Genomic DNA, 20585 nt, shown 5'->3' with positions numbered 1-20585 from the left:
AGCACAACTCAAAAATTCTAAAATGGTCAATCGTATATCGTAAATCAAATCCTTATTTTAGCAGTAAATATTCAATACATGATTTCACAAGAACAATTCGATATAGAAATAGATGGTATTATCAGTAATGCAATTAGAGAAGATGTAGGCGATGGCGATCACAGTTCTTTAGCTTGTATTCCTGCTTCAGCGAAAGGTAAGGCTAAGCTTTTAGTAAAGGATGAAGGGATTATCGCTGGCGTAGAATTTGCTAAACAAGTGTTTGCTTATGTAGATGAAGATATGACTGTCGAAACCTTGATTGAAGATGGGAGCAAAGTGAGCTATGGTGATATTGTGTTTTATGTTGAAGGGGCTTCACAATCTATTTTGAAAGCAGAGCGTTTGGTACTTAATGCAATGCAACGCATGAGTGCTATTGCCACTAAAACCAGAAAATTTGTCGATTTGCTTGAAGGTACTGGAACTAAAATATTAGATACACGAAAAACCACTCCTGGTATTCGAGCACTCGAAAAGTGGGCTGTAAAAATCGGCGGTGGAGAGAACCACCGTTTTGCACTCTACGACATGATAATGCTAAAGGATAACCACATTGATTTTGCCGGAGGAATTACCAAGGCTATTGACATGACTAAACAGTACTTAGAGGATACTAACAGAGACCTTAAAATTATTGTTGAAGCTAGAGATCTTAAGGAGATTGAAGAGATTTTACAGAGTGATGGGATTTACAGAATTCTAATCGATAATTTTAATTATGAGGATACCAAGACAGCTGTGGCGATGATAGGTGATAAGTGCCTTACAGAAAGCTCTGGGGGTATCAATGAAAATACGGTTAGAGACTATGCGCTTTGTGGTGTAGATTATATTTCTTCGGGTGCATTGACACATTCGGTGTACAATATGGATTTGAGTCTTAAAGCCGTATAATAATGAATACATCGATAGAAGAGAAACTCGAAAAAATTCCGATAGTTAATTTGCTGGTTAAGTTTTTAAAGCAAATTAAACTACCAGGTTTCGAAGGTTTATCTATCTATGATTTGTTAGAGATTTATATTATTGGAATCGTTAAAGGTGCTTTAACGGCTAGGGCAGGAGCCATCGCATTTAGTTTCTTCATGGCGATTTTTCCGTTTTTGTTATTTACCCTCATTGTGATTCCGCATATTCCTATTGAAGGATTTAGAGAGGAATTTTTAATGTTTCTAGAGTCGTTTTTGCCTCCCAATACATCTGACTTCTTTTTCCAGAATATTTTTGAAAACATAAATACGGGCAGAGGCGGATTGATCTCTTCTGTGTTTCTGCTCTCTATTTTTCTTATGGCTAATGGCGTGAATGCCGTGTTTTCAGGTTTTGAAAATTCGTATCACGAACAACTCACCAGAAATGTCTTTAGGCAGTACTTATATGCACTTGGTGTGGCTTTGATATTGGCTCTTTTGCTGATTACCACAGTAGCCGTTTTTGGATATTTTCAAATTTATGTCATAGAAGGTGTGTTAGAATCTATGGGTCATAACGACCAAGCAGAAAACGCATTTTGGATTAACCTAGGCAAGTATTTGTTTTTTATAATCATGGTATATATGGCTACAGCAACACTGTATTACTTTGGAACACGAGAAGGACGTCATTCTAGATTTTTCTCCGTTGGTGCATTGCTAACCACATTGCTGATTATGTTGACCTCTTACTTGTTTGGTGTGTATATAGAGAATTTTTCGCAGTACAATGAGCTTTATGGATCTATTGGAGCATTACTGATTTTGATGTTCTACTTATGGTTAAATGCCAATATTTTATTGCTGGGTTACGAACTAAATGCATCATTAAACCGTTTAAAAAAGAAAATACAATCATAATGAAACATTTTGGTGCATTTATATTGGTTTTTTTGATTTCTGCTTCTGTGTCTTCCCAAACCATTTTTGGAAAATGGAGAACTATTGACGGACAATCTGGCGAAGCAAAGTCTATTGTTGAAATCTATGAAGAGGAAGGAAAAGTATTTGGCAAGATTGTAGAAATCCTCAATCCTGAACATAAAGATGCTTTGTGTGAAAAGTGTGAAGGAGACGAAAGAAATCAACCTGTTTTGGGATTAGTGCTTATAAAGAATATGATAAAAGATGGTAAGTATTATAAAAAAGGAACCATCTTCGATCCAGAGCATGGTAAGAAGTTTAGATGTCGTATAGGTCTCACGGATGATCCGGATGTGCTTCAAGTTAGAGGATATGTTGCTTTCTTGTATGCTACGCAGTACTGGCAACGCATAAAATCGTAAACAATCTTAGAACTTATATTTTTTATCCAAAGCATAGCGCAGTAGTTCACCTTTACCTTTCAAGCCTAGAATACGAATCATGTTTTTACGATGCGTATCCACTGTATGCACTCCGATGAATAATTCATCTCCAATCTCTCTCGATGTTTTGCCTTGAGCTATTAATCCCAGAATCTCTATCTGACGTTTGGTAAGCACACCTTTCTTTTTGGAATTGCTATTCGATTTGGCTTCAACATTAATATTAGCATCAAAATACTGCTCACCTTTGTATACCGATTGAATCGCATTGAGAACTTCATTCAAAGGGGAATTTTTCAAGATATAACCCGAAGCTCCAGCTTCTAACATTTTGTCAACGGCTTCCGCTTGATCGAACATCGTAAATGCCAAAACCTTAATTTCTGGATGTTCTTTTTTAATAATTTTAGTTACAGAAATGCCATCCATTTTTGGCATTCGTATGTCGGTAATTACAACATTAGGACGTTTTAAGCGTACCAAATCCAATAGTGCCTCTCCATCATTTACTGTGCCTACAATAGAAATATCGTCTTCATACTCGAGTAATAATTTAACGCCGTCAATCAACGCTTGGTGGTCTTCTGCTACTGCTAATCGTATCATAATGGAATGTCAATGATTATGTTAGTGCCTTTGTTGGGTTCGGATTCTATGGTCATAGTTCCGTTGAGGTGCTCTACACGCTTATCAATGCTACTGATACCCATGCCTTTTTTGGTTTTGGTAATCTGACTAGGATTGAAGCCTTTTCCATTGTCTTCTATCATAATGTTTAGGCTATCCTCATGGTTAGTGATATGAATACTTGCTTCTGAAGCATCAGCATGTTTGATAACGTTAGTAATCAGTTCTTGTATAATCCTAAATATAGTGAGCTCCAGACTATTTTCTAAGCGGTTCTCTAATCCATGATCTAGGACGTTTATTGAGATTTTATTTGATGCTGAAATTTTCTCAGCCATATTGCTGACTGCCTTTAATAAACCTTGTTTGGCAATTACACCAGAGTTTTTAGCATGAGCTACAGAGCGTACTTTTTCATAAGCTTCATCGATCAAAATATTGGTCTTGTCATAAAGCTCTGGGGACTTTTTATCCTTCAGTGCATTAAAGTGCAGTTTTACAGTGGCCATAAGTCCACCTAGGTCATCATGAAGGTCATTGGCTATACGTTGACGTTCTTTTTCTTGCCCTTCAATCATGGCATCGATAGCCATTAGCTCCTGTTCTTTCAGTACTGTGGATAGTTTCTGTGTCTCAAGCTCCTTCTCTTGTTCGGCTAGTTTTTGTTTGCGTTTGGTGTTCTTTTGAATGAGGTAGAATGTAATACTTCCGAACAGGATTAAACCTAAAGCACTAAATAGAAGGTTACGGTTTTGAATTCGCTTGGCTTCGCTTTCTAATCGGCTAGCTTCACTTTCTGCTTTTTCGGCTCGTAGAGTTGCATTGTCATATTGTTCCTTGATTTCAGATATAGCAATATTTTGTTTAGTGTCATTAATAGAGTCTTTAAGTATATTTAGTTTGTCTAGATAGAATGCTGCGTTTTTGTAATCTTCACTTAGAAGAAATACCTCAGACATATTTTCGTAAAAAATTACTTTGCTTTTGACTTTAAACTCTTTTAGTGTTAACGAATCTGCTTTTTTATAGTATTCTATGGCACTTTTATATTCTTTAAGAGTTTTATAGTATTGCCCTTGGTTGTTATAATTATAAGAAAGGTTTTGATAATCTTTATGTTTCATTAATATTGGAACAGACTTTTTTGCATAAAAAAGCGCAGAGTCATGTTTTTTTATACTCGAATAGTAGACAGTACCAATATTCATGTTATGATGGGCTACACCTAAGCTGTCACCGAGAATTTCATATAAGGAAATAATTTTTCTGAAATATTTTAAAGACTCCCTACTTTTTTTATTATCTAAGTAATTAATTGCAATTTCTTGATAAACCGATATAAGTGCTAAGGTGTCCTTGTCTTTAAAAGCATAATTTTCTAACTCAGAAAGGATGTTACTTTTTTCAAATTCTAAATCATTTTGATGACTCAAGATATTAAGTAGTAATATATTGCAATCGGCTATATCTTTTTCTCTTTTTAATTCTTTAAATAGTATTTTTGAATTTAGCACGTGTTTATAAGCTGAGTCATGGTGATCAGTTTTGAATTTACATAATCCGTAATAGTATAACCAAGTAGCTTTATCATTCATAGTAATCATAGTAGTATCATGTCTTTTTAGCTCAACTAAGGCTCCTTTTATATTTGAACTATCAATTGCACTGACTACTGAGGAAAAATCTATATTTTGACAATGAGAAATTCCAACAATAAAATAAATTGTTGGAATTAATAGTTTTCTTATATTTTTTCGAAAGTTGAACACTAAGGATTTCTCACAATAATACTACCCTTTTTATGTTCTGGATGTCCAATTGTAGTTTTTTTGCAATATTCAAACATATTATCTGGAGTCCCCATTTGATATTCTACTAATGCAATGACTAATGTAGGGTCAATTTTACATTCTGGTTTTCGGTCAAGAATTTGAAATTTTTTAGATGTAAAGGCTTCATTTGCAACATAATGAATTTCTATTCTGTTTAATACATCACAGTATTTTACATATGCAAACCTTCTTTGATAACTTCCAGTAGTTAATATTTCAATTTCTTTTGGGCTTATATCATTTTCCCAAGCTGTAAATTTTGCTTTGATTTCATCTGCACCATTTAAATATACAGAGAATTGTTTGCCTTGTTGAGAGGGAAGATCAAGATCTTCAGTATGCCATTTTTGTGCCATGATTTTTAATTTTTAGTTAAACGAATTTATAAAATTTGAATTCCGGAATATCTTTTCTTATATGCTTAAAAACAGTATTAATGTTGTTAGCTACAGATAATGTATAATTGTCACCTCCAAATAATAACCCTACTGCATATCCTTCATTGTTGATTAAAATTGAACCAGAGTCTCCATCTAAAGACATATTTGTTGTTAATATTTGCTTTCTATACAGTTCTGGTTTGTTCCTTGTGTTACTTATATTTACTGTACAATTGATAGATCTGATTTCTCCATAGGTAAGCCCTGTGCTTCTGCCACATTTTTTAACATTCATACCTAACTTTGGTTTTGCAATACCTTTCATAGTTATGCCTTTACATCTAGTATATTTACCAATATCTACTGTTATACCTTTATTTAACTTCGCAACTGCAGCATCAATGATATTAATCTTATTTTCTTCAATATCTTTTTTCCAAAAAATTTCACCTATTACTTGACTATCGTTTTCTTTGAATAAAGAAGAAGCATCTGCCTTACTTGAATGAACTATTTTATCTCCAATTTCTCCACTTTGAAATAAAAGTACATGGTAATTTGATAGCAAATAGATAGTATTATTAATGGTTGTTTTAAAAAAAGCCCCGATAGTACCACTACTAGATGTGCCCTCTTCATCAAATACACTAATTCCTCCAGTGAGTTTGTCAATTCTGATTCTGTAGGGATTATAATTTAATTGGTTAACACTTTTTAACTTTTGTGAAAGGACATTTTTATTTTGATATTTTATTTCTGGGGCAATTAAGTTAATTTCTAACCCCCCTTTTTCAATATCTTTTCGAAAATCATTAGGTATATATAGGCTATCTATAATATTTTTGCAATCCTTTACATTATCCTTATTAATAATAGGTGGGTCATATACTTTTTTTCCAGTGTTATATGCTATTTCTATGAAAAAATCATCTTTTATTTTTGCGTCATTACTTCTTTTAATAACTGCGGCATATCTGGTGATTAATTGTTGGTTAGAGTTATTAAAATAAATATGATGCTTTTTTTTTAGTCGCTTGTTGGCTTGTTTTTCAGTCATAACTCTACACTAAGGGATTATACAAATACACAATACAACCAAAAGCCAGAACTATTGTCATAATTTTCAGTATATGCTTTAATGATATTGCTGTTGAGGAGGAAACCATATTATATGGAAATACGGAAACTGATGAGACTAATGTTTTCATAAAGGTTGGATCAATTAGTTAATACGACAAAGTTGTACGATAAACACACGTAAAACCATACCCAGTATCGGGTATTTTTAATTAAGAAGTAATTAGGAGAATCTCTAAGATAAGCCTAAGTCTAGGGAATCACAAACCTTTGATTGGTTTTTTTTTGGAGAATATAATATCAGTGAAAGCTAAGGGTGTCGATTTTTATTCACACTAAAAATCATTAAGAGGCCATTAAGGAAAACTAAGCCAAGGAGTACATAAATAACAAACATAGCATTCTTTATTATATAACAACAACTATGTTTAAATTCCTAAATTATTATGTGTTAAAATTCTGAGGCCTACATAAACACAAACTTAATTGCAGCCAGCATGAGCAAAAACCCAATAAACCCTATAAGCACCCAGATGCTACCTTTGTAGTATTTTCTGTGAAGTTTAGAGTCTTTTCGATACATATAAGCAATGATAGCGATAAAGGCAATAGCGAATAAAATTCCAAAAGCGATCTGCCCCTTTGTGAACATAATTGGTTATTTTTAGGGCGTAAATTTACGATTTAATAACACAATTTTAAACAAGGAAACGTTAATATCGATGCAAGACAAAATTAATGCGGTAAAAGCTTTTCATACAGCTTTCAAAATAGGACACAGAGAAACCCCAAAAGCAGACCTAGGTTTAGAAAAAAATATGCTTCGTTATAAACTTATGCGAGAAGAAAATGAAGAATATCTAGAAGCTGCAAATAACAATGATCTTGTAGAAGTTGCAGATGCACTTGGTGATATGCTTTATATTTTGTGTGGAACTATTATTGAACATGGTTTACAGCACAAAATAGAAGAGGTTTTCGAAGAAATTCAAAGAAGCAATATGAGTAAACTTGGTGAAGATGGAGAGCCTATCTACCGTGAAGATGGAAAGGTACTCAAAGGACCAAACTACTTTAAACCCAATATAGCCAACATCCTGAACTAAAATATCTCTCCAAAAAACAGCTTATCGGTAATCAGTTAAAAATCAAGATATTGTGTGTGTAGTTCATCTATTCATCGAATAAAACAATCACTTTATCGATTTTTTTCTTGGTTGGGAATGCCTTTTCTACTATATTCGTCTTAGAATTTCATTTAAACCCCAAATCTAAAATGAAACGAATAATCAGCCTACGCATGCTGCTTATAGCAGTATCTATTGCCTTTGTTGGATGTACTACAGAATCTGTAGATACCGAAGATCCAACTTTAGAAAATACACAACAACTTGATACCAATTGTACAGGAGATGATCCTAAAGCTATGATCACTAACGATAGTGATACCACAGTTGACATGGAGATTTTTGACGAAGACGGTAATCTGTTAAATCATTCTTATGCAGTAGAACCAGGAGAGGAATCCGATTGGAAATTCTTTGCCGAAGGACAAGTTACTGTAGTGATCTCAACGGAATCATCTTATAAAGCCATTCCGATGAATATGGGTCTTTGTATGGCCTATCATGTAACCATAAACGAAAACTATCAGTTGGATACGGATCAACCTACTCAACTTTAGAACAAACAAGTATAATTTTTTCACCCCTTACGTTTGTTGTAAAGAAGAGAAAGGTTCTCCCTCCATCTTTTAGATGAAAACGTTTTTTAATTTTTTCGGCAGACTCGGGGAAATTTCGAGTCGCAATGTTAACCATACTTATCCTTTCATATTTAAGGCGCTTTTTATTAAAAGGCAATACTTTGTCTATTTTGAAGCGTCTACCAGGAAAGCTTATAAGCATATTGCTGCTGTACAAATGGGTATGAGCATGTAATTTGTTTAGATCAAAGGCTTTTGCTATGGATTTGAATGCGCCAGCTTTAAGGATGGCAGCATTAGGTTCGTACAAATATTGCTGAGGTAAATCGTAGTTAACAGACACATCTTTTTCTGCATCATATAAAAATTCAAATTCAGATACCGCTTCCTTTTTTATATTGATGGTTTTAATCATTATTGCTTCTGAAACATCTTTCTCTAGAACCCAAAGGAGTTCCTTTACTTCATTATTGACGGCTACAACATGTATGGCTTTTACTTGTTTTAATTCTTTAATTCCAGAAGAAATATCTAAAAGCGGAGAAGTCTTTACCAATATATTATCAGTACGTTCAAACAATAGATCTAAATGTTCAGGAACATTAGGAAGGCAATCACTGAGAAAGAAGACCTTACCTTTTACATCATGTCGCCTAGATGGGTCAATATAAATCCAATCGAATTTTTTATCGGTTTCTTTCAAATAACTGATACCATCTGAAGAAATGGTTTCAACATTACTGACACCCAAAGCGTTGTAGTTATGGGTAACGATTTCAGATAAGTCAGCATTGATTTCACAATGCGTAACAGATTCAATATGTTTAGAAAAGTAAAAACAGTCTATCCCGAAACCTCCTGTGATATCCACAATTGATTTGCCTGAAACTAAGCTAGATTTATATTTAGCAGTTATTTCCGAAGAGGTCTGTTCTATATTTAGCTTATTGGGGTAGTAAATACCTTTTGAAGAGAACCAGGTTGGTAATTTCTTTTGTGAACGTTTTTTGGCTTCAATCTGTTCCACAAGTGCTTTGGTAGAAACACCTTCAAATTGAATACCCTTCAAGAGTAACTTCGTAATATCTGCATTCAGATTATTGTCTATGAACTCTTGAACTTCTTTATGTAAAATCGATGAATTCAAAAATAACTAAAGTCCTTGCGTGAGCTTTTTTACAATCTTGTTTTCCGAAAGGAACTCTTTCAAAATAACTTTAATAGCAGTATAACAAGGCACAGCGACAACCATACCTACAATACCAAACAGAATCCCAGCGATAATGATAACTAGGAAAATTTCTAGTGGATGCGATTTTACACTTTTAGAAAAGATGATAGGCTGACTCAAAAAGTTATCGACCAGTTGTGCAATTACAAAACCAATCATCACATAAATGGTTTTTGGTAAAATAACATCACTAAAGCTTTCACCAAGATTACTGGACATCGTTAGTACAATCATTAAAAAAGCACTCACTAGTGGACCAACGTATGGAATCAAATTGAGTAATGCACATAAGAAAGCAATTACAATCGCATTATTAATACCGAAGATGAGTAGTACAATAGTGTAGATGATAAACAGGATAAGTATTTGAAAAATCAAACCTACGAAGTAACGCGATAGTAAATCTTTGATTTTATTATTGGAATCTTTCCAACGCATTTCTTTTCCTTTTGGAATCAGAGTGAGGACACCATTTTCAAACAGTTTGCTATCCTTCAGGAAAAAGAAAGAAATAAATAATACCGAAAACAAACCAATGCTAAAACTACCAATGCCACTAACAACAGAGTTTAGGAAATTTGGAATCGCGCCAAAATCTAGATTAGACCACACTTTCGAGTCTTTTAAGGACTGCTCAATATCGGTTCGGTTGAGGTTAAAATAATCCATAATCTGCTGATACAGCAATTCGACATTACCTTGTAATTGATCGATATTTAGCAATGACAAGTTATGTCCTTGTTCAGCAATCAGAGGGATGAACAAACCGATAAGTCCAATGATTAACCCTATAAAAATTGCCATGGTTGTGATAACAGCCATGATGTTACTAAACTTAAGCTTTCGCCTTAGGAACATCACAATAGGTCGCCCAATTAGTGCTATAACTGCAGCCACAGCAATATAAACGATTACAGATTGTATTTTGTACAGAAAATAGAGTAGAAGTGCTATCCCTAAAATGATTCCTAATGCTCTTAGGATACCATTGGCAATGATTTTTGAATTCATGAGATAAAGATAAAAAAATGCTTACAGCAATTGCTTAGTCATTTCGTATAAAGCAATATTTGTTGCCTGAACCACATTCATGCTACTGTTTTGACCAAACATTTCGATATGAATAATCGCGTCAGAAAGTTTTAAAATAGAATCTGAAACTCCAAAATTTTCATCCCCAATAACCAAAGTAATAGGGTGTTCAGTGTTAAATTGATACTGGTGAATCGGAAGGCTATCTTCTGTAATTTCTAAAGCAATGATTTGATGATTAGTATCCTTTAGAGTTTGTACTACTTCTAAAGCATTGTCATGAATTTCATAAGTTACATAATTCTCTGTAGCTCTAGAGGTTTTCATCATCTTTCGTCCCAAAGGAATTGACGCGCCACAAAGTATCAACTTCGATATACCAAAGGCATCAGCTATTCTGAAGAGGCTACCAATATTTGGCGCATTGGTAACATTGTCGCAAACCAATCTGATCGGAAACTGTTTAGGCTCAAATTTTGAAGTGTAGTGGGTTAGTTGCATTAATCAACCATTACTTTATTGAAAGCACTAGCTTTTTGATCTTCATAAAACCATATTCCAATAGGAATACTTCCAGTTAAAGTAGAGATCCAACCCAAATTCCACAAGAACAGTGTAACAATAACTGCTATTACAAGACCCAGAATGATATAAAGATATCTTGGATTTGCATGTAATCTGTTAATGTGCCTTTTAGTATGATTGCCGCAATGTTTACAACGCTCATTGATTTCTTCTCCTATTTCTTGTTTCAAATCGTATCGATTATTCGATTTTACAGTGATTGAATTTGCCTTTCGGCAAGAGTTAGAACTGCAATAGTAATATAATTTCATAGAGTAATTCAAGTTAAAAATGAACCTTCTGGTTTAAGTGGCATTTTGCTGCAAGGTGGCTCGGAAATGCTCCACCCAAGCAACTAGGAGTATAATGATAACTATCAAGACCAACCGTATAAGTATGGCTATTGATTTCTGACATAGATTGAGATATGAAAGCTAAAGCCAGTATCGATGCAACCAATTTATATTTTAAAGGAATTGATTTCATAATTACAAAGTCAAATAAACAATTAAACCCATAATCTATATCAAAGATTAATTCTCAAACGCATACTTCACGATATTGGCCCCCATTCTAAGTGCCTTTTCACGGACATCCTGAGGGTCGTTATGAACTTCAGGATCTTCCCATCCATCGCCAAGATCACTTTCAAAGGTAAATAATAATATCAAACGGTCTTCTTCAAAAATACCAAAAGCTTGAGGCGCTTTACCATCGTGTTCGTGAATTTTTGGTAATCCATTAGAGAACTCATAAGCACTACTAAAAATAGGGTGAGATATAGGCAATTCGATAAGTTCTTTATTAGGAAACACTTTCTTCAATTCTTTAACGATAAAGGGTTGCATCCCATAGTTGTCGTCAATATGTAGAAAACCACCAGAAAGCAAATATTTCCTTAGGTTTTCAGCATCTTCATCACTAAAAAAAACATTCCCATGACCCGTCATATGTAGCATTGGATACTGAAAAATATCAATACTGCCAACCTCCACAGTTTGCGGTCTTGGGTTCATTCTGGTATTGATGTTGTCATTGCAAAACGCAATAAGATTGGGAAGCGCAGTTGGGTTACTATACCAATCACCACCACCTTTGTATTTTACAATTGCCAAATCTTGAGCAGATGCTGTTAAACAAAAGCTAAAGATTAAAATAGCTGTAAGATTTCTGAATATGGACGAACTAAAGGTCATAATTCAAAAATAAAAAAGTTTACTATGAAGCCCTTCTTTTTAACGATATTTATGATTCCCCTGCTTCTCTCTTCCCCTAAGAAAGATACATACGAGCCAGTTGTAGTTTTAGAATTGTTCACCTCTCAAGGCTGCTCAAGTTGTCCACCTGCAGATGTGCTTTTGGAATCAGTCGTTAAAGACAAAGGAAACAAAAACATCATAGGGCTCAGTTACCATGTGGATTATTGGAATTACATAGGCTGGAAAGATCCATTTAGTAAGTCTACATTCAGTAATAAGCAGCGCGATTATGGCAATAAGTTTTACAGTAGTTCAATTTATACACCACAAGTTGTGATCAACGGGAAAGAACATTTTGTTGGTTCTAATAAGCAAAAAATGAACGCCAAACTGAAGTCGTATTTGTCGAAACCAAGTTCTAATAGTATCAGTGTAAATGATATAAGCCGAAAGGAAGAGCTTGTCTCTTTTAATTATAAGGTTGAAGGGGCTACAGATGACAGAATGCTTAGTGTTATTTTGGTTATTGAAGAACGCATAACATCTGTAAAGCGTGGCGAAAATAGAAACAGAACATTGAAAAATTCTAACATCGTGGTAGCTGAACAATCTTTCGATTTGAAGACTTCTGAAGGTCAAGGCACTATTATTATTCCAGAATTGGTTAATCCTGAAGACAAATTATCTTTAGTTTTAGTAACCAAGACAGACGACTTAGATATCACAGCAGGTGTACAAAAACGTTTATGATTGATTGCTAAACGCGACGCTGTGACAAGCAGCAATAGCTGCAGTTTCTGTTCGCAGTCTTGTATCTCCTAAAGTTACAGCTGTAAATCCTTTTTGTAGCGCTAGAGCAATTTCTTCCGAAGAGAAATCCCCTTCAGGGCCAATGAGTATGATAATTTCTTCTGAGGTTGTTAATTCTTGCTTTAATGATTTTCGATCCGTATCCTCGCAATGCGCAATAAAGGTTTGTCCTTCAAACTTTTGATTCAAGAAAGACTTAAAAGCGATAGCATCATTCAGTGTTGGTAAATGATACTGTAAGGATTGCTTCATAGCGGATTGAATAATCTTTTCAAAACGCTCTTTCTTAATCACCTTTCGCTCGGAATTCTGACAAATAATAGGCGTAATGGTATTTATACCAATCTCAGTAGCTTTCTCTAAAAACCATTCATAGCGATCATTCATCTTAGTTGGTGCCACTGCAAGGTGAAGCTTATAGTTTCGGTTCTCATGGTAGGTTTTAGAAACGATTTCGGCAGTACAACGCTTAAGGTCAGCCATAGTGATTTTAGCTTCAAACAGCCAGCCTTTTCCATTGGTAATAAGCAGCACATCTCCGGAGGATTTCCTCAAGACCTTAACGATATGTCTGCTTTCTTCTTTAGGGAATAGTATTTGGGTATCGGTATCAGATATATTTGGGTTATAAAAAAGCTGCATTTATTTTACGGGTTCGGTAATCTTTAGGACTTTTATTTCATCAATCATTTTGGTGTCGTGGGTCTTTACTACAACATAATACCAATCCTTTGAAGGAATGTCAATTGTGAAAATCTCATTAACACCATGCGAATTGTCTAAGACTTCAGCTTCAAAATCTGGATGCGTCTCTCCATTGGTAAACCATCCTAAATCGCCACCTCTATTTGCATTTTGGTCCATAGAGAATAATCTGGCTAGGTCTTTAAAACGATAGCCTTGATGAAAGCGTCTAATGATTTTTTCGCGCGTGAGGTTAATCTCATCCATGGTTTTTTGTTTGCCATCCAAATACACATAACTCACTCTGTAATAAGGAATACTTTGCTTCTCTATGACTTTGTAATACGTTTTTTCAAAATCAGTTTTATAGACTTTTTTGCCGCCAGTACTAAGCTTAAACAAATCTTCTGCCAGACGTGTATTGTGCTTTTCCTTATTGAATACAATAATTTTGCCTTTAGCTGCCTTGTTGGTTTCAATAAATTTTGAAGCATCTGCTTCAGTATTGATAGAATCTAGTTCCTTTTCTAATTTTAATTGTGAAAAGCCTAATAATGGAACGCAAAGTAGAATAGTGAGTAAAATTCGATTCATGAGAAATAGGTATGGTTAACAAAACAAATGAACAGAAATTTGAGAAACGTTCTAAAGCCCTTTGATTACGTTATCAACAGACATTTTAACAACGTCTACTTGAGTTTGGATTTTGCGTGCTCCAGACCTAAATCTATGTAATGCAATAATTGTGCTTCAGTTTTAAATCCATCTTCGGAGACATAGATGAATTCTTTCATTGGACGCTTAGTAAAATCCATAGGTCTTACGGTAGGTTTTGCTAATTCACTATCCATTTTAGCAGCCACGACTCGCACGGCTAAGTCGCCTTTTATAATGCCTACAGTCATTTTGCCTTCATACAAAAAAGACAAACCACCAAACATTTTCTTTTCGGTAAAATCTTCAGGAAATAATTTTAGCTGTTCTCTAATTCGCTTTGCGATGCTTTCGTTGTATGCCATCTTTAATAAGACTGAAAATTATATTGAAAATAAATACTACCTGAACACTCAGTCCAGTTATTACCAAAATAGTTACAAATTGATTGGTTTCCGATGTGTCGTCAAATAGAGGAAAATCACTATTCGTTGAAAGCTTATCTATAAAATTAACTCCAAGGTGATAAACAAAAATGCAGGCTACACTTATAAATACGTGAAGCTTTGTTAATAGAGGTATTAACCTAATTTCAGTTCTGTAAAGCAACCAATAGACTCCTCCTGCTGATAAATATAGGAACATTAATAACCCTATTATAGAGTTATTATCGACTACAAAATAAGAGTTATTTGCATTAACAACAGTATCATCATCAGGATTATACCTAGTTATCCATACAAGTGCTAAAAATGCCGTTGTTATCCAAAACCAATGATGCGCCTTTAATTTTCTCATGTATTATATTTTTAATCTAGCCGAAGCCATGACGTTTTGCTCAGCGAAATCACCTTCCAGATATTTTAAATACCCAACGATAGCAATCATAGCGGCATTGTCTGTCGTGAATTCAAACTTTGGAATGTACGTTGACCAACCGAATTTTTGCTCACCAGATTTTAAAGCAGCTCTAATTCCGGAGTTAGCCGAAACACCACCACCAATAGCAATATGCTTAATGCCAGTCTCTTTTGAAGCTAGCTTAAGCTTATCCATCAAAATGCCAATAATGGTATACTGAATTGAAGCACAAATATCGTTGAGGTTTTCCGTTACAAAATTTGGATTGGCTTTAGTTTCACGCTGTACAAAATAGAGTATCGCAGTTTTCAATCCAGAAAAACTAAAGTTAAGTCCATCAACTTTTGGCTTGGTAAATTTATAAGCCTTTGGATTTCCTAAGGCAGCACGTTTGTCAATTTCTGGACCAGCAGGATAACCTAAACCTAGAATCTTTCCACTTTTATCATAAGCTTCACCCACAGCATCATCTATGGTTTCACCAATAACATCCATGTCAAAGTAATTGTTGACTTTTACGATTTGTGTGTGGCCACCAGAAATGGTCATGGCCAAAAATGGAAATGGTGGTTTACTAAAACCTTCCTCATCTATATAATGAGCAAGGATGTGTGCCTGCATATGGTTTACATCTATCAATGGAATCCCAAGTCCGTATGCTAAAGATTTAGCAAAGGATGTACCCACCAACAAAGAACCCATTAAACCAGGTCCTCTGGTAAAGGCAACAGCATGTAATTGAGACTTATCAATATTGGCTTTTGCAAGCGCTTGATGCACTACAGGAACAATATTTTGCTGATGCGCTCTCGAAGCCAATTCGGGTACCACACCGCCATATTCTTCATGGATGGATTGGCTAGCTACAACATTGCTCAAAATCTTTCCGTTACATAATACAGCAGCCGCTGTATCGTCGCAAGATGATTCAATCCCTAGGATGTAAACATTTTCTGAAACCATTAACGAGTTTTAGGCACAATAATTGTTAATTTTGAAGCGATACAAACGTCTGGCACAGTCGCTTGTAACGTAAATACAAAAGTAGGTTTTTCCCAATAAAGTCTATACCTTTAAATGCGTATTAAAAAAGTACTAAAAATAACGTCTAAGATTATCGGCATCATCCTGTTGCTGTTTATCATTTTGGTACTTATACTTTCCATTCCATCCGTACAAACCAAGTTGGGAAAATATGCCACTAAAAAGGTTAATGAAGATTTTGGAACTAACATTACCATTGCCAAAGTTGGCTTACAGTTTAATGGTGATGTAGAACTCAAGGAGATTTTTGTTGAAGACCATAAGAAAGATACACTTATCAGTATCGTTGAGCTTAACACGTCTATTCTCAACTTTAGGAACCTCTATAATGGTAAATTGAATTTTGGTGATGTTGATATTGAAGGATTAATTCTGAATATAAAAACCTACGAAGGTGAATCGGATACAAACCTCGATGTATTTGTTGAAAAATTTGATGACGATCAACCGCGCACAGGAGAGAGTAGCTTTTTGTTATCCTCAAGTGACGTGTCGATTTACGATAGCAGATTTAGGCTTATAGATGAAAATAAAGAGCAGCAACAGATTCTAGCTTTTGATGAACTCAATATCAATGCCACTAACTTTTTGATACGAGGCCCAGATGTAAGTGCGCGTATCAATACCTTGTCTTTTTTGGATGATAGAGGTTTGCGTTTGAAGAATATGTCGACAGATTTTGAGTATACCTTGTCGCACATGAATTTTCAAAATGTGAATATACTTACAGAACAGTCAGACCTTCATGGCAATGTTCGATTTGATTATTCGAGAGAAGATCTTCAGGACTTTACAGATAAGGTTAAGGTCACTGCAAATTTTGAAGACTCTAATCTTCAACTAGATGACCTCAATGTATTCTACAACGAGTTTGGTAAAAACCAAAAGGCGAGATTAGATGTGAATCTTTCAGGAACCTTAAATGATCTATTTGCTAAAAACCTTAAGGTTAATACGAGCAGACGTACTAGAATTTATGGAGATATTACCTTTAAGAACTTATTCAATAGTGAAGATGATAACTTCTCTATGGATGGTGATTTTTCAGATTTATCTTCAAACTATTATGACTTACAAGCACTATTGCCAAACATTTTAGGGCAATCTATTCCATCAGTGTTTTCCAAGCTTGGTAATTTCAAAATAAAAGGGACTTCCTATATAACCTCAAAAACTATTGATGCTAAACTCAACATCAATACAGAACTTGGTTTGGTAGAATCCGATATGGAAATGACCAAAATTGATGATATAGATAATGCTGACTATAAAGGAACACTGGTATTTACAGATTTTAATCTTGGACCAATTGCGCAAGACCCAGATGTTGGCAACACATCTTTTAATCTGGATGTCGATGGAAAAGGATTTACATTAGAGACCCTCAATACTCAGGTTACAGGTGAAGTATTCAATCTGTTCTACAATGGCTATTTATATCACAATATTAATGTTGAAGGGAAGCTAGGGAATAAAATTTTTGACGGAAAACTGTTAGCCGACGACAAGAACTTAAAGCTCGATTTTAATGGGCTTGTAGATTTTTCTGAAGACGTACGAACCTACGATTTTAAGGCTAAAGTTGGTTTAGCAAACCTAAGAGCCATGAATTTTGTCACTCGTGATAGTGTCTCTGTCTTTAGAGGCGATGTAGATATGTCTATGGCTGGTTCATCCATTGAAGATGCAGAAGGGACGGTTACGATAAAGAATACTGTATACAAAAACCAGAATCAAAATTATGTCTTCGACGATTTTACTGCAACATCTAAGTTCGTAAATGAAGATAGAATCATTACGGTTAACTCTCCAGACATTATTAGCGGAACCATAAAAGGAAGATTCAATTTTGAAGACATTCAAAAGCTCACGGAGAATTCAGTAGGAAGCATATTTACCAATTATAGTCCACATCTTATAGACGATGGACAGTATCTCGATTTCGATTTCAAGATATACGACAAAATCGTTGGTGTCTTTTTCAAAGACATGAAGCTTAGTGAAAATACTACCATAAAAGGACGAATAGAATCCGATGCGAAGCGTTTCAAACTAAATTTTGATGCACCACAAATAAAGCTGAATGATTACTTCGCCAATGTCATTACTATGAAGGTCGATAATAGTAATCCTGTATTCAATACCTATGTTCATGTAGATTCTGTGAGTACCAGATATTACAATGTTTCAGACTTTAACTTCATTAATAGGACTGTTAGAGATACACTTTTTGTGAAAACAGAATTTAGAGGAGGCGAAGGAAATACAGATACCTATGACCTAAACATGTTTTATACTATCAACGAAAACAACAAGTTTGTGGTGGGATTCAGAAAGTCGGATTTACAATTCAAAGGTTATGATTGGCAGATTAATGCTGAAAAAAATATGTTGAATAAGGTCACATTCGATAAAGACCTTACAGACTTCCTTATTGACGATTTGGTACTTAGCCACAATAACGAGGACATGTCACTTTCGGGTGAGATAAGAGGTGATACTCACAAAGATTTAGAACTTAATTTCAATGATGTCGATCTGGTGAAGATTACACCGCCAATTGATAGTTTGGCGCTAGCAGGGAACATTAACGGAAATATTAAATTGCTGCAAAGAGAAGGAACCTACAAACCAAGTTCAGACATTGTTATAGATAATCTGAATCTTAACAAATATAACCTTGGGACACTCACAGCTAAGCTATCCGGAAATCAATCATTGACTAATTATGCACTAGATGTTTCTCTCGAAAATGATAACCTCAAAACATTGGATGCCGATGGCAATATAGACTTCGATTCTAAGAACCCAACAATCAATGTTGATGTTGCTTTTGAAGATTTTCTATTAGATCCTTTGAATCCTTTGGGTGAAGGCGTTATTAGTAATATTAGAGGTCTAGTATCTGGAGATGCAAAAGTTTCAGGTAGTTTGAATAAACCAGATATCAATGGACAACTACTTTTGGATGAAGCTGGTATGTCCATTCCTTACCTGAATGTAGATTATGCGTTCGATTTTGATTCTAAAGTAAATCTAAGGCGACAAGACTTCATCTTTGATAATGTTGTGCTCACAGATTCCGAGTACTTCTCTAGAGGGCTTCTCAATGGAAGTATAAGTCATAATAACTTTTCTGATTGGACACTTGGTTTGAAGTTGAGTACTAACAGACTTTTAGTATTGAATACTGAAGAAAAAGAAGATGCATTGTACTATGGTAAAGGCTTTGTGAGTGGTGAGGCAGACATTGTTGGACCAACGGATCAGCTTCTTGTGGATTTTGAAGGGAGCACAGAAACAGATACAGAATTTTATATTCCACTGAATGATTCAGAATCGTTTGGAGACAACTCTTATATCCATTTCTTAAGTCCAGAAGAAAAAGAAGCTAGAATAAAAGGCGGAATAGCAACAACCGAAACCGAAGTAAAAGGCTTAGAGTTAAAATTCGATTTAGATGTCAATCAAAATGCAGAAATAGAGATTGTCATTGATAAAGATTCTGGAAGTACTATAAAGGGAAAAGGAGAAGGTAACTTACTGTTTGATATCAATACCAATGGCAAGTTCAATATGTGGGGCGATTTTTCAGTATTCCAAGGAACCTACAATTTTAGATATGGGGCTTTAGTTCAGAAAGAATTTGAAGTATTGCCTGGTGGCACTATTGCTTGGGAAGGGGATCCGCTCAAAGCACAGATAAACCTAAGAGCTGTTTATAGCACACAAACAAACCCTTCTGTATTGCTCGATAATCCTATCAATAGAAACATTGATGTTGATCTCGAAATCAATTTAACAGGAGAATTAGAACAACCAGATCCAGATTTTACGTTTAGCTTTCCTGGCGTAAGTTCTACGGTTAAGTCTGAGTTAGACTATCGATTATCCTCTAAGGAAGAGCGAGACAACCAAGCGCTATACCTACTTTCTACTGGAGGTTTTGCCAGAGGACTTGGTGACCTTAACCTTTCAGGTACGATTACAGAACGTTTAAATGGAATCATCAATGACCTGTTGGGAGATCAGGATGGAAAACTGAATATAGGTTTCGATTATCAAATAGGAGAGAACCGACCAGATTATCAAACAAATGATCGTTTCGGGTTAACCCTAGAAACCAAACTTTCGGATAGAGTTATCATTAACGGTAAAGTTGGTGTGCCAATAGGTAATGCAGATGCTACGCAATCTGTTATCGCAGGTGATGTTCAAATAGATTTCTTACTCAATGAGGATGGTACACTTAGAGCGCAATTCTTCAATCGAGAAAATACGATTCGCAACTTTGGTGAGGAAATTGGATACACGCAAGGTGTGGGATTGTCGTATAATGTTGAATTCGACAATTTCAAAGAATTGATTCAGATTATATTTTCTGGAAAAAACAAAAAAGAGCAGAAAGAAGAAGCAAAAACAGATAAGAAAGAATCTGATAGTGATTTGGCAGATTTTATCACCATGAAGCCGAAAAAACCGTCCAAATCGGAAAACTAATTCCCTTTTTTACAATAAGTTTCACAATAGTTATTAACGAAAACGTTTGAGTTTTAGTTGAGCCG

22 protein-coding genes are annotated in these 20585 nt (G+C 34.9%); 7 read left to right on the top strand and 15 right to left on the bottom strand.

Annotated elements, in window-relative coordinates:
* Positions 1 to 78: 78 nt before the first annotated feature.
* Genes nadC through NCE97_RS05785 form a run of 3 tightly spaced genes read left to right on the top strand, consistent with a single transcriptional unit; the run spans position 79 to position 2299 of the window.
* Complete coding sequence (gene nadC, locus NCE97_RS05795; protein ID WP_353778001.1) at positions 79 to 936, top strand: carboxylating nicotinate-nucleotide diphosphorylase; 858 nt, start codon at positions 79 to 81, stop codon at positions 934 to 936.
* 2 nt (positions 937 to 938) lie between these two features.
* Complete coding sequence (locus NCE97_RS05790) at positions 939 to 1874, top strand: YihY/virulence factor BrkB family protein (protein WP_353778000.1); 936 nt, start codon at positions 939 to 941, stop codon at positions 1872 to 1874.
* Entirely contained in the window at positions 1874 to 2299 is a 426-nt protein-coding gene (locus NCE97_RS05785) for a DUF2147 domain-containing protein (protein WP_353777999.1), read from the top strand. The genes NCE97_RS05790 and NCE97_RS05785 overlap by 1 nt, the downstream gene beginning before the upstream one ends.
* 6 nt (positions 2300 to 2305) lie before the next feature.
* Here NCE97_RS05785 and NCE97_RS05780 read toward each other — a convergent pair whose 3' ends face one another.
* The 5 genes from NCE97_RS05780 to NCE97_RS05760 form a co-directional block, all read right to left on the bottom strand.
* A complete protein-coding gene (locus tag NCE97_RS05780; protein ID WP_353777998.1) occupies positions 2306 to 2926 on the bottom strand; it encodes a response regulator in 621 nt (206 codons plus the stop codon).
* Positions 2923 to 4551, bottom strand: a complete 1629-nt coding sequence (locus NCE97_RS05775) for a sensor histidine kinase (RefSeq protein ID WP_353777997.1) — start codon at positions 4549 to 4551, stop codon at positions 2923 to 2925. Before NCE97_RS05775 ends, NCE97_RS05780 begins: the two co-directional genes overlap by 4 nt.
* Before the next feature lie 164 nt (positions 4552 to 4715).
* Positions 4716 to 5135: a hypothetical protein gene (locus NCE97_RS05770; protein ID WP_353777996.1), complete on the bottom strand. Its 420-nt coding sequence runs from the start codon at positions 5133 to 5135 to the stop codon at positions 4716 to 4718.
* A gap of 16 nt (positions 5136 to 5151) precedes the next feature.
* The gene (locus NCE97_RS05765) at positions 5152 to 6216 is read right to left on the bottom strand and encodes a chymotrypsin family serine protease (RefSeq protein ID WP_353777995.1); all 1065 of its coding nucleotides are present in this window, start codon (positions 6214 to 6216) and stop codon (positions 5152 to 5154) included.
* A gap of 486 nt (positions 6217 to 6702) precedes the next feature.
* A complete protein-coding gene (locus NCE97_RS05760; RefSeq protein WP_353777994.1) occupies positions 6703 to 6888 on the bottom strand; it encodes a hypothetical protein in 186 nt (61 codons plus the stop codon).
* A gap of 70 nt (positions 6889 to 6958) precedes the next feature.
* Between NCE97_RS05760 and NCE97_RS05755 the strand changes: the two genes are divergently transcribed.
* Positions 6959 to 7342: a pyrophosphohydrolase domain-containing protein gene (locus NCE97_RS05755; protein WP_353777993.1), complete on the top strand. Its 384-nt coding sequence runs from the start codon at positions 6959 to 6961 to the stop codon at positions 7340 to 7342.
* A 170-nt stretch (positions 7343 to 7512) separates the two neighbouring features.
* Positions 7513 to 7920 (top strand): hypothetical protein, encoded by a 408-nt coding sequence (locus NCE97_RS05750; protein WP_353777992.1) that lies wholly within the window; start codon positions 7513 to 7515, stop codon positions 7918 to 7920.
* Here NCE97_RS05750 and NCE97_RS05745 read toward each other — a convergent pair.
* From NCE97_RS05745 to NCE97_RS05725, 5 genes are all read right to left on the bottom strand, one after another.
* Positions 7907 to 9088: a THUMP-like domain-containing protein gene (locus tag NCE97_RS05745; RefSeq protein ID WP_353777991.1), complete on the bottom strand. Its 1182-nt coding sequence runs from the start codon at positions 9086 to 9088 to the stop codon at positions 7907 to 7909. The two genes, NCE97_RS05750 and NCE97_RS05745, sit on opposite strands and share 14 nt — an antisense overlap.
* Before the next feature lie 6 nt (positions 9089 to 9094).
* On the bottom strand, positions 9095 to 10183 hold the full coding sequence (locus NCE97_RS05740) for an AI-2E family transporter (RefSeq protein ID WP_353777989.1): 1089 nt from the start codon (positions 10181 to 10183) through the stop codon (positions 9095 to 9097).
* 21 nt (positions 10184 to 10204) lie between these two features.
* Entirely contained in the window at positions 10205 to 10705 is a 501-nt protein-coding gene (locus tag NCE97_RS05735; RefSeq protein WP_353777988.1) for a TrmH family RNA methyltransferase, read from the bottom strand.
* Positions 10705 to 11040, bottom strand: a complete 336-nt coding sequence (locus NCE97_RS05730; protein ID WP_353777987.1) for a hypothetical protein — start codon at positions 11038 to 11040, stop codon at positions 10705 to 10707. The genes NCE97_RS05735 and NCE97_RS05730 overlap by 1 nt, the downstream gene beginning before the upstream one ends.
* A gap of 261 nt (positions 11041 to 11301) precedes the next feature.
* Positions 11302 to 11964, bottom strand: a complete 663-nt coding sequence (locus NCE97_RS05725; RefSeq protein WP_353777986.1) for a DUF4159 domain-containing protein — start codon at positions 11962 to 11964, stop codon at positions 11302 to 11304.
* A gap of 51 nt (positions 11965 to 12015) precedes the next feature.
* Here NCE97_RS05725 and NCE97_RS05720 point away from each other — a divergent pair, with 51 nt between their 5' ends.
* Complete coding sequence (locus tag NCE97_RS05720) at positions 12016 to 12717, top strand: DUF1223 domain-containing protein (protein WP_353777985.1); 702 nt, start codon at positions 12016 to 12018, stop codon at positions 12715 to 12717.
* Here the strand turns inward: NCE97_RS05720 and NCE97_RS05715 are convergent.
* From NCE97_RS05715 to tsaD, 5 genes are all read right to left on the bottom strand, one after another.
* Entirely contained in the window at positions 12712 to 13419 is a 708-nt protein-coding gene (locus tag NCE97_RS05715; protein ID WP_353777984.1) for a 16S rRNA (uracil(1498)-N(3))-methyltransferase, read from the bottom strand. The genes NCE97_RS05720 and NCE97_RS05715 overlap by 6 nt on opposite strands.
* On the bottom strand, positions 13420 to 14055 hold the full coding sequence (locus NCE97_RS05710; RefSeq protein ID WP_353777983.1) for a peptidylprolyl isomerase: 636 nt from the start codon (positions 14053 to 14055) through the stop codon (positions 13420 to 13422).
* Positions 14056 to 14150: 95 nt separating this feature from the next.
* Positions 14151 to 14480, bottom strand: coding sequence for a TfoX/Sxy family protein (locus tag NCE97_RS05705; RefSeq protein WP_353777982.1), 330 nt, complete (start codon positions 14478 to 14480; stop codon positions 14151 to 14153).
* On the bottom strand, positions 14446 to 14913 hold the full coding sequence (locus tag NCE97_RS05700) for a hypothetical protein (RefSeq protein WP_353777981.1): 468 nt from the start codon (positions 14911 to 14913) through the stop codon (positions 14446 to 14448). The genes NCE97_RS05705 and NCE97_RS05700 overlap by 35 nt, the downstream gene beginning before the upstream one ends.
* Positions 14914 to 14916: 3 nt before the next feature.
* Positions 14917 to 15939 carry a tRNA (adenosine(37)-N6)-threonylcarbamoyltransferase complex transferase subunit TsaD gene (gene tsaD, locus NCE97_RS05695; RefSeq protein WP_353777980.1) on the bottom strand — a complete coding sequence of 341 codons (1023 nt, stop codon included), beginning with the start codon at positions 15937 to 15939 and terminating at the stop codon, positions 14917 to 14919.
* Between the two features lie 114 nt (positions 15940 to 16053).
* Here tsaD and NCE97_RS05690 point away from each other — a divergent pair, with 114 nt between their 5' ends.
* The gene (locus NCE97_RS05690; RefSeq protein ID WP_353777979.1) at positions 16054 to 20520 is read left to right on the top strand and encodes a translocation/assembly module TamB domain-containing protein; all 4467 of its coding nucleotides are present in this window, start codon (positions 16054 to 16056) and stop codon (positions 20518 to 20520) included.
* The last annotated feature ends 65 nt before the right edge of the window (positions 20521 to 20585 follow it).

Origin of the sequence: Winogradskyella sp. 3972H.M.0a.05 (assembly GCF_040493455.1) — a bacterium.
GTDB lineage: Bacteria > Bacteroidota > Bacteroidia > Flavobacteriales > Flavobacteriaceae > Microcosmobacter.
This window is presented reverse-complemented; position numbering and strand designations above follow the sequence as displayed.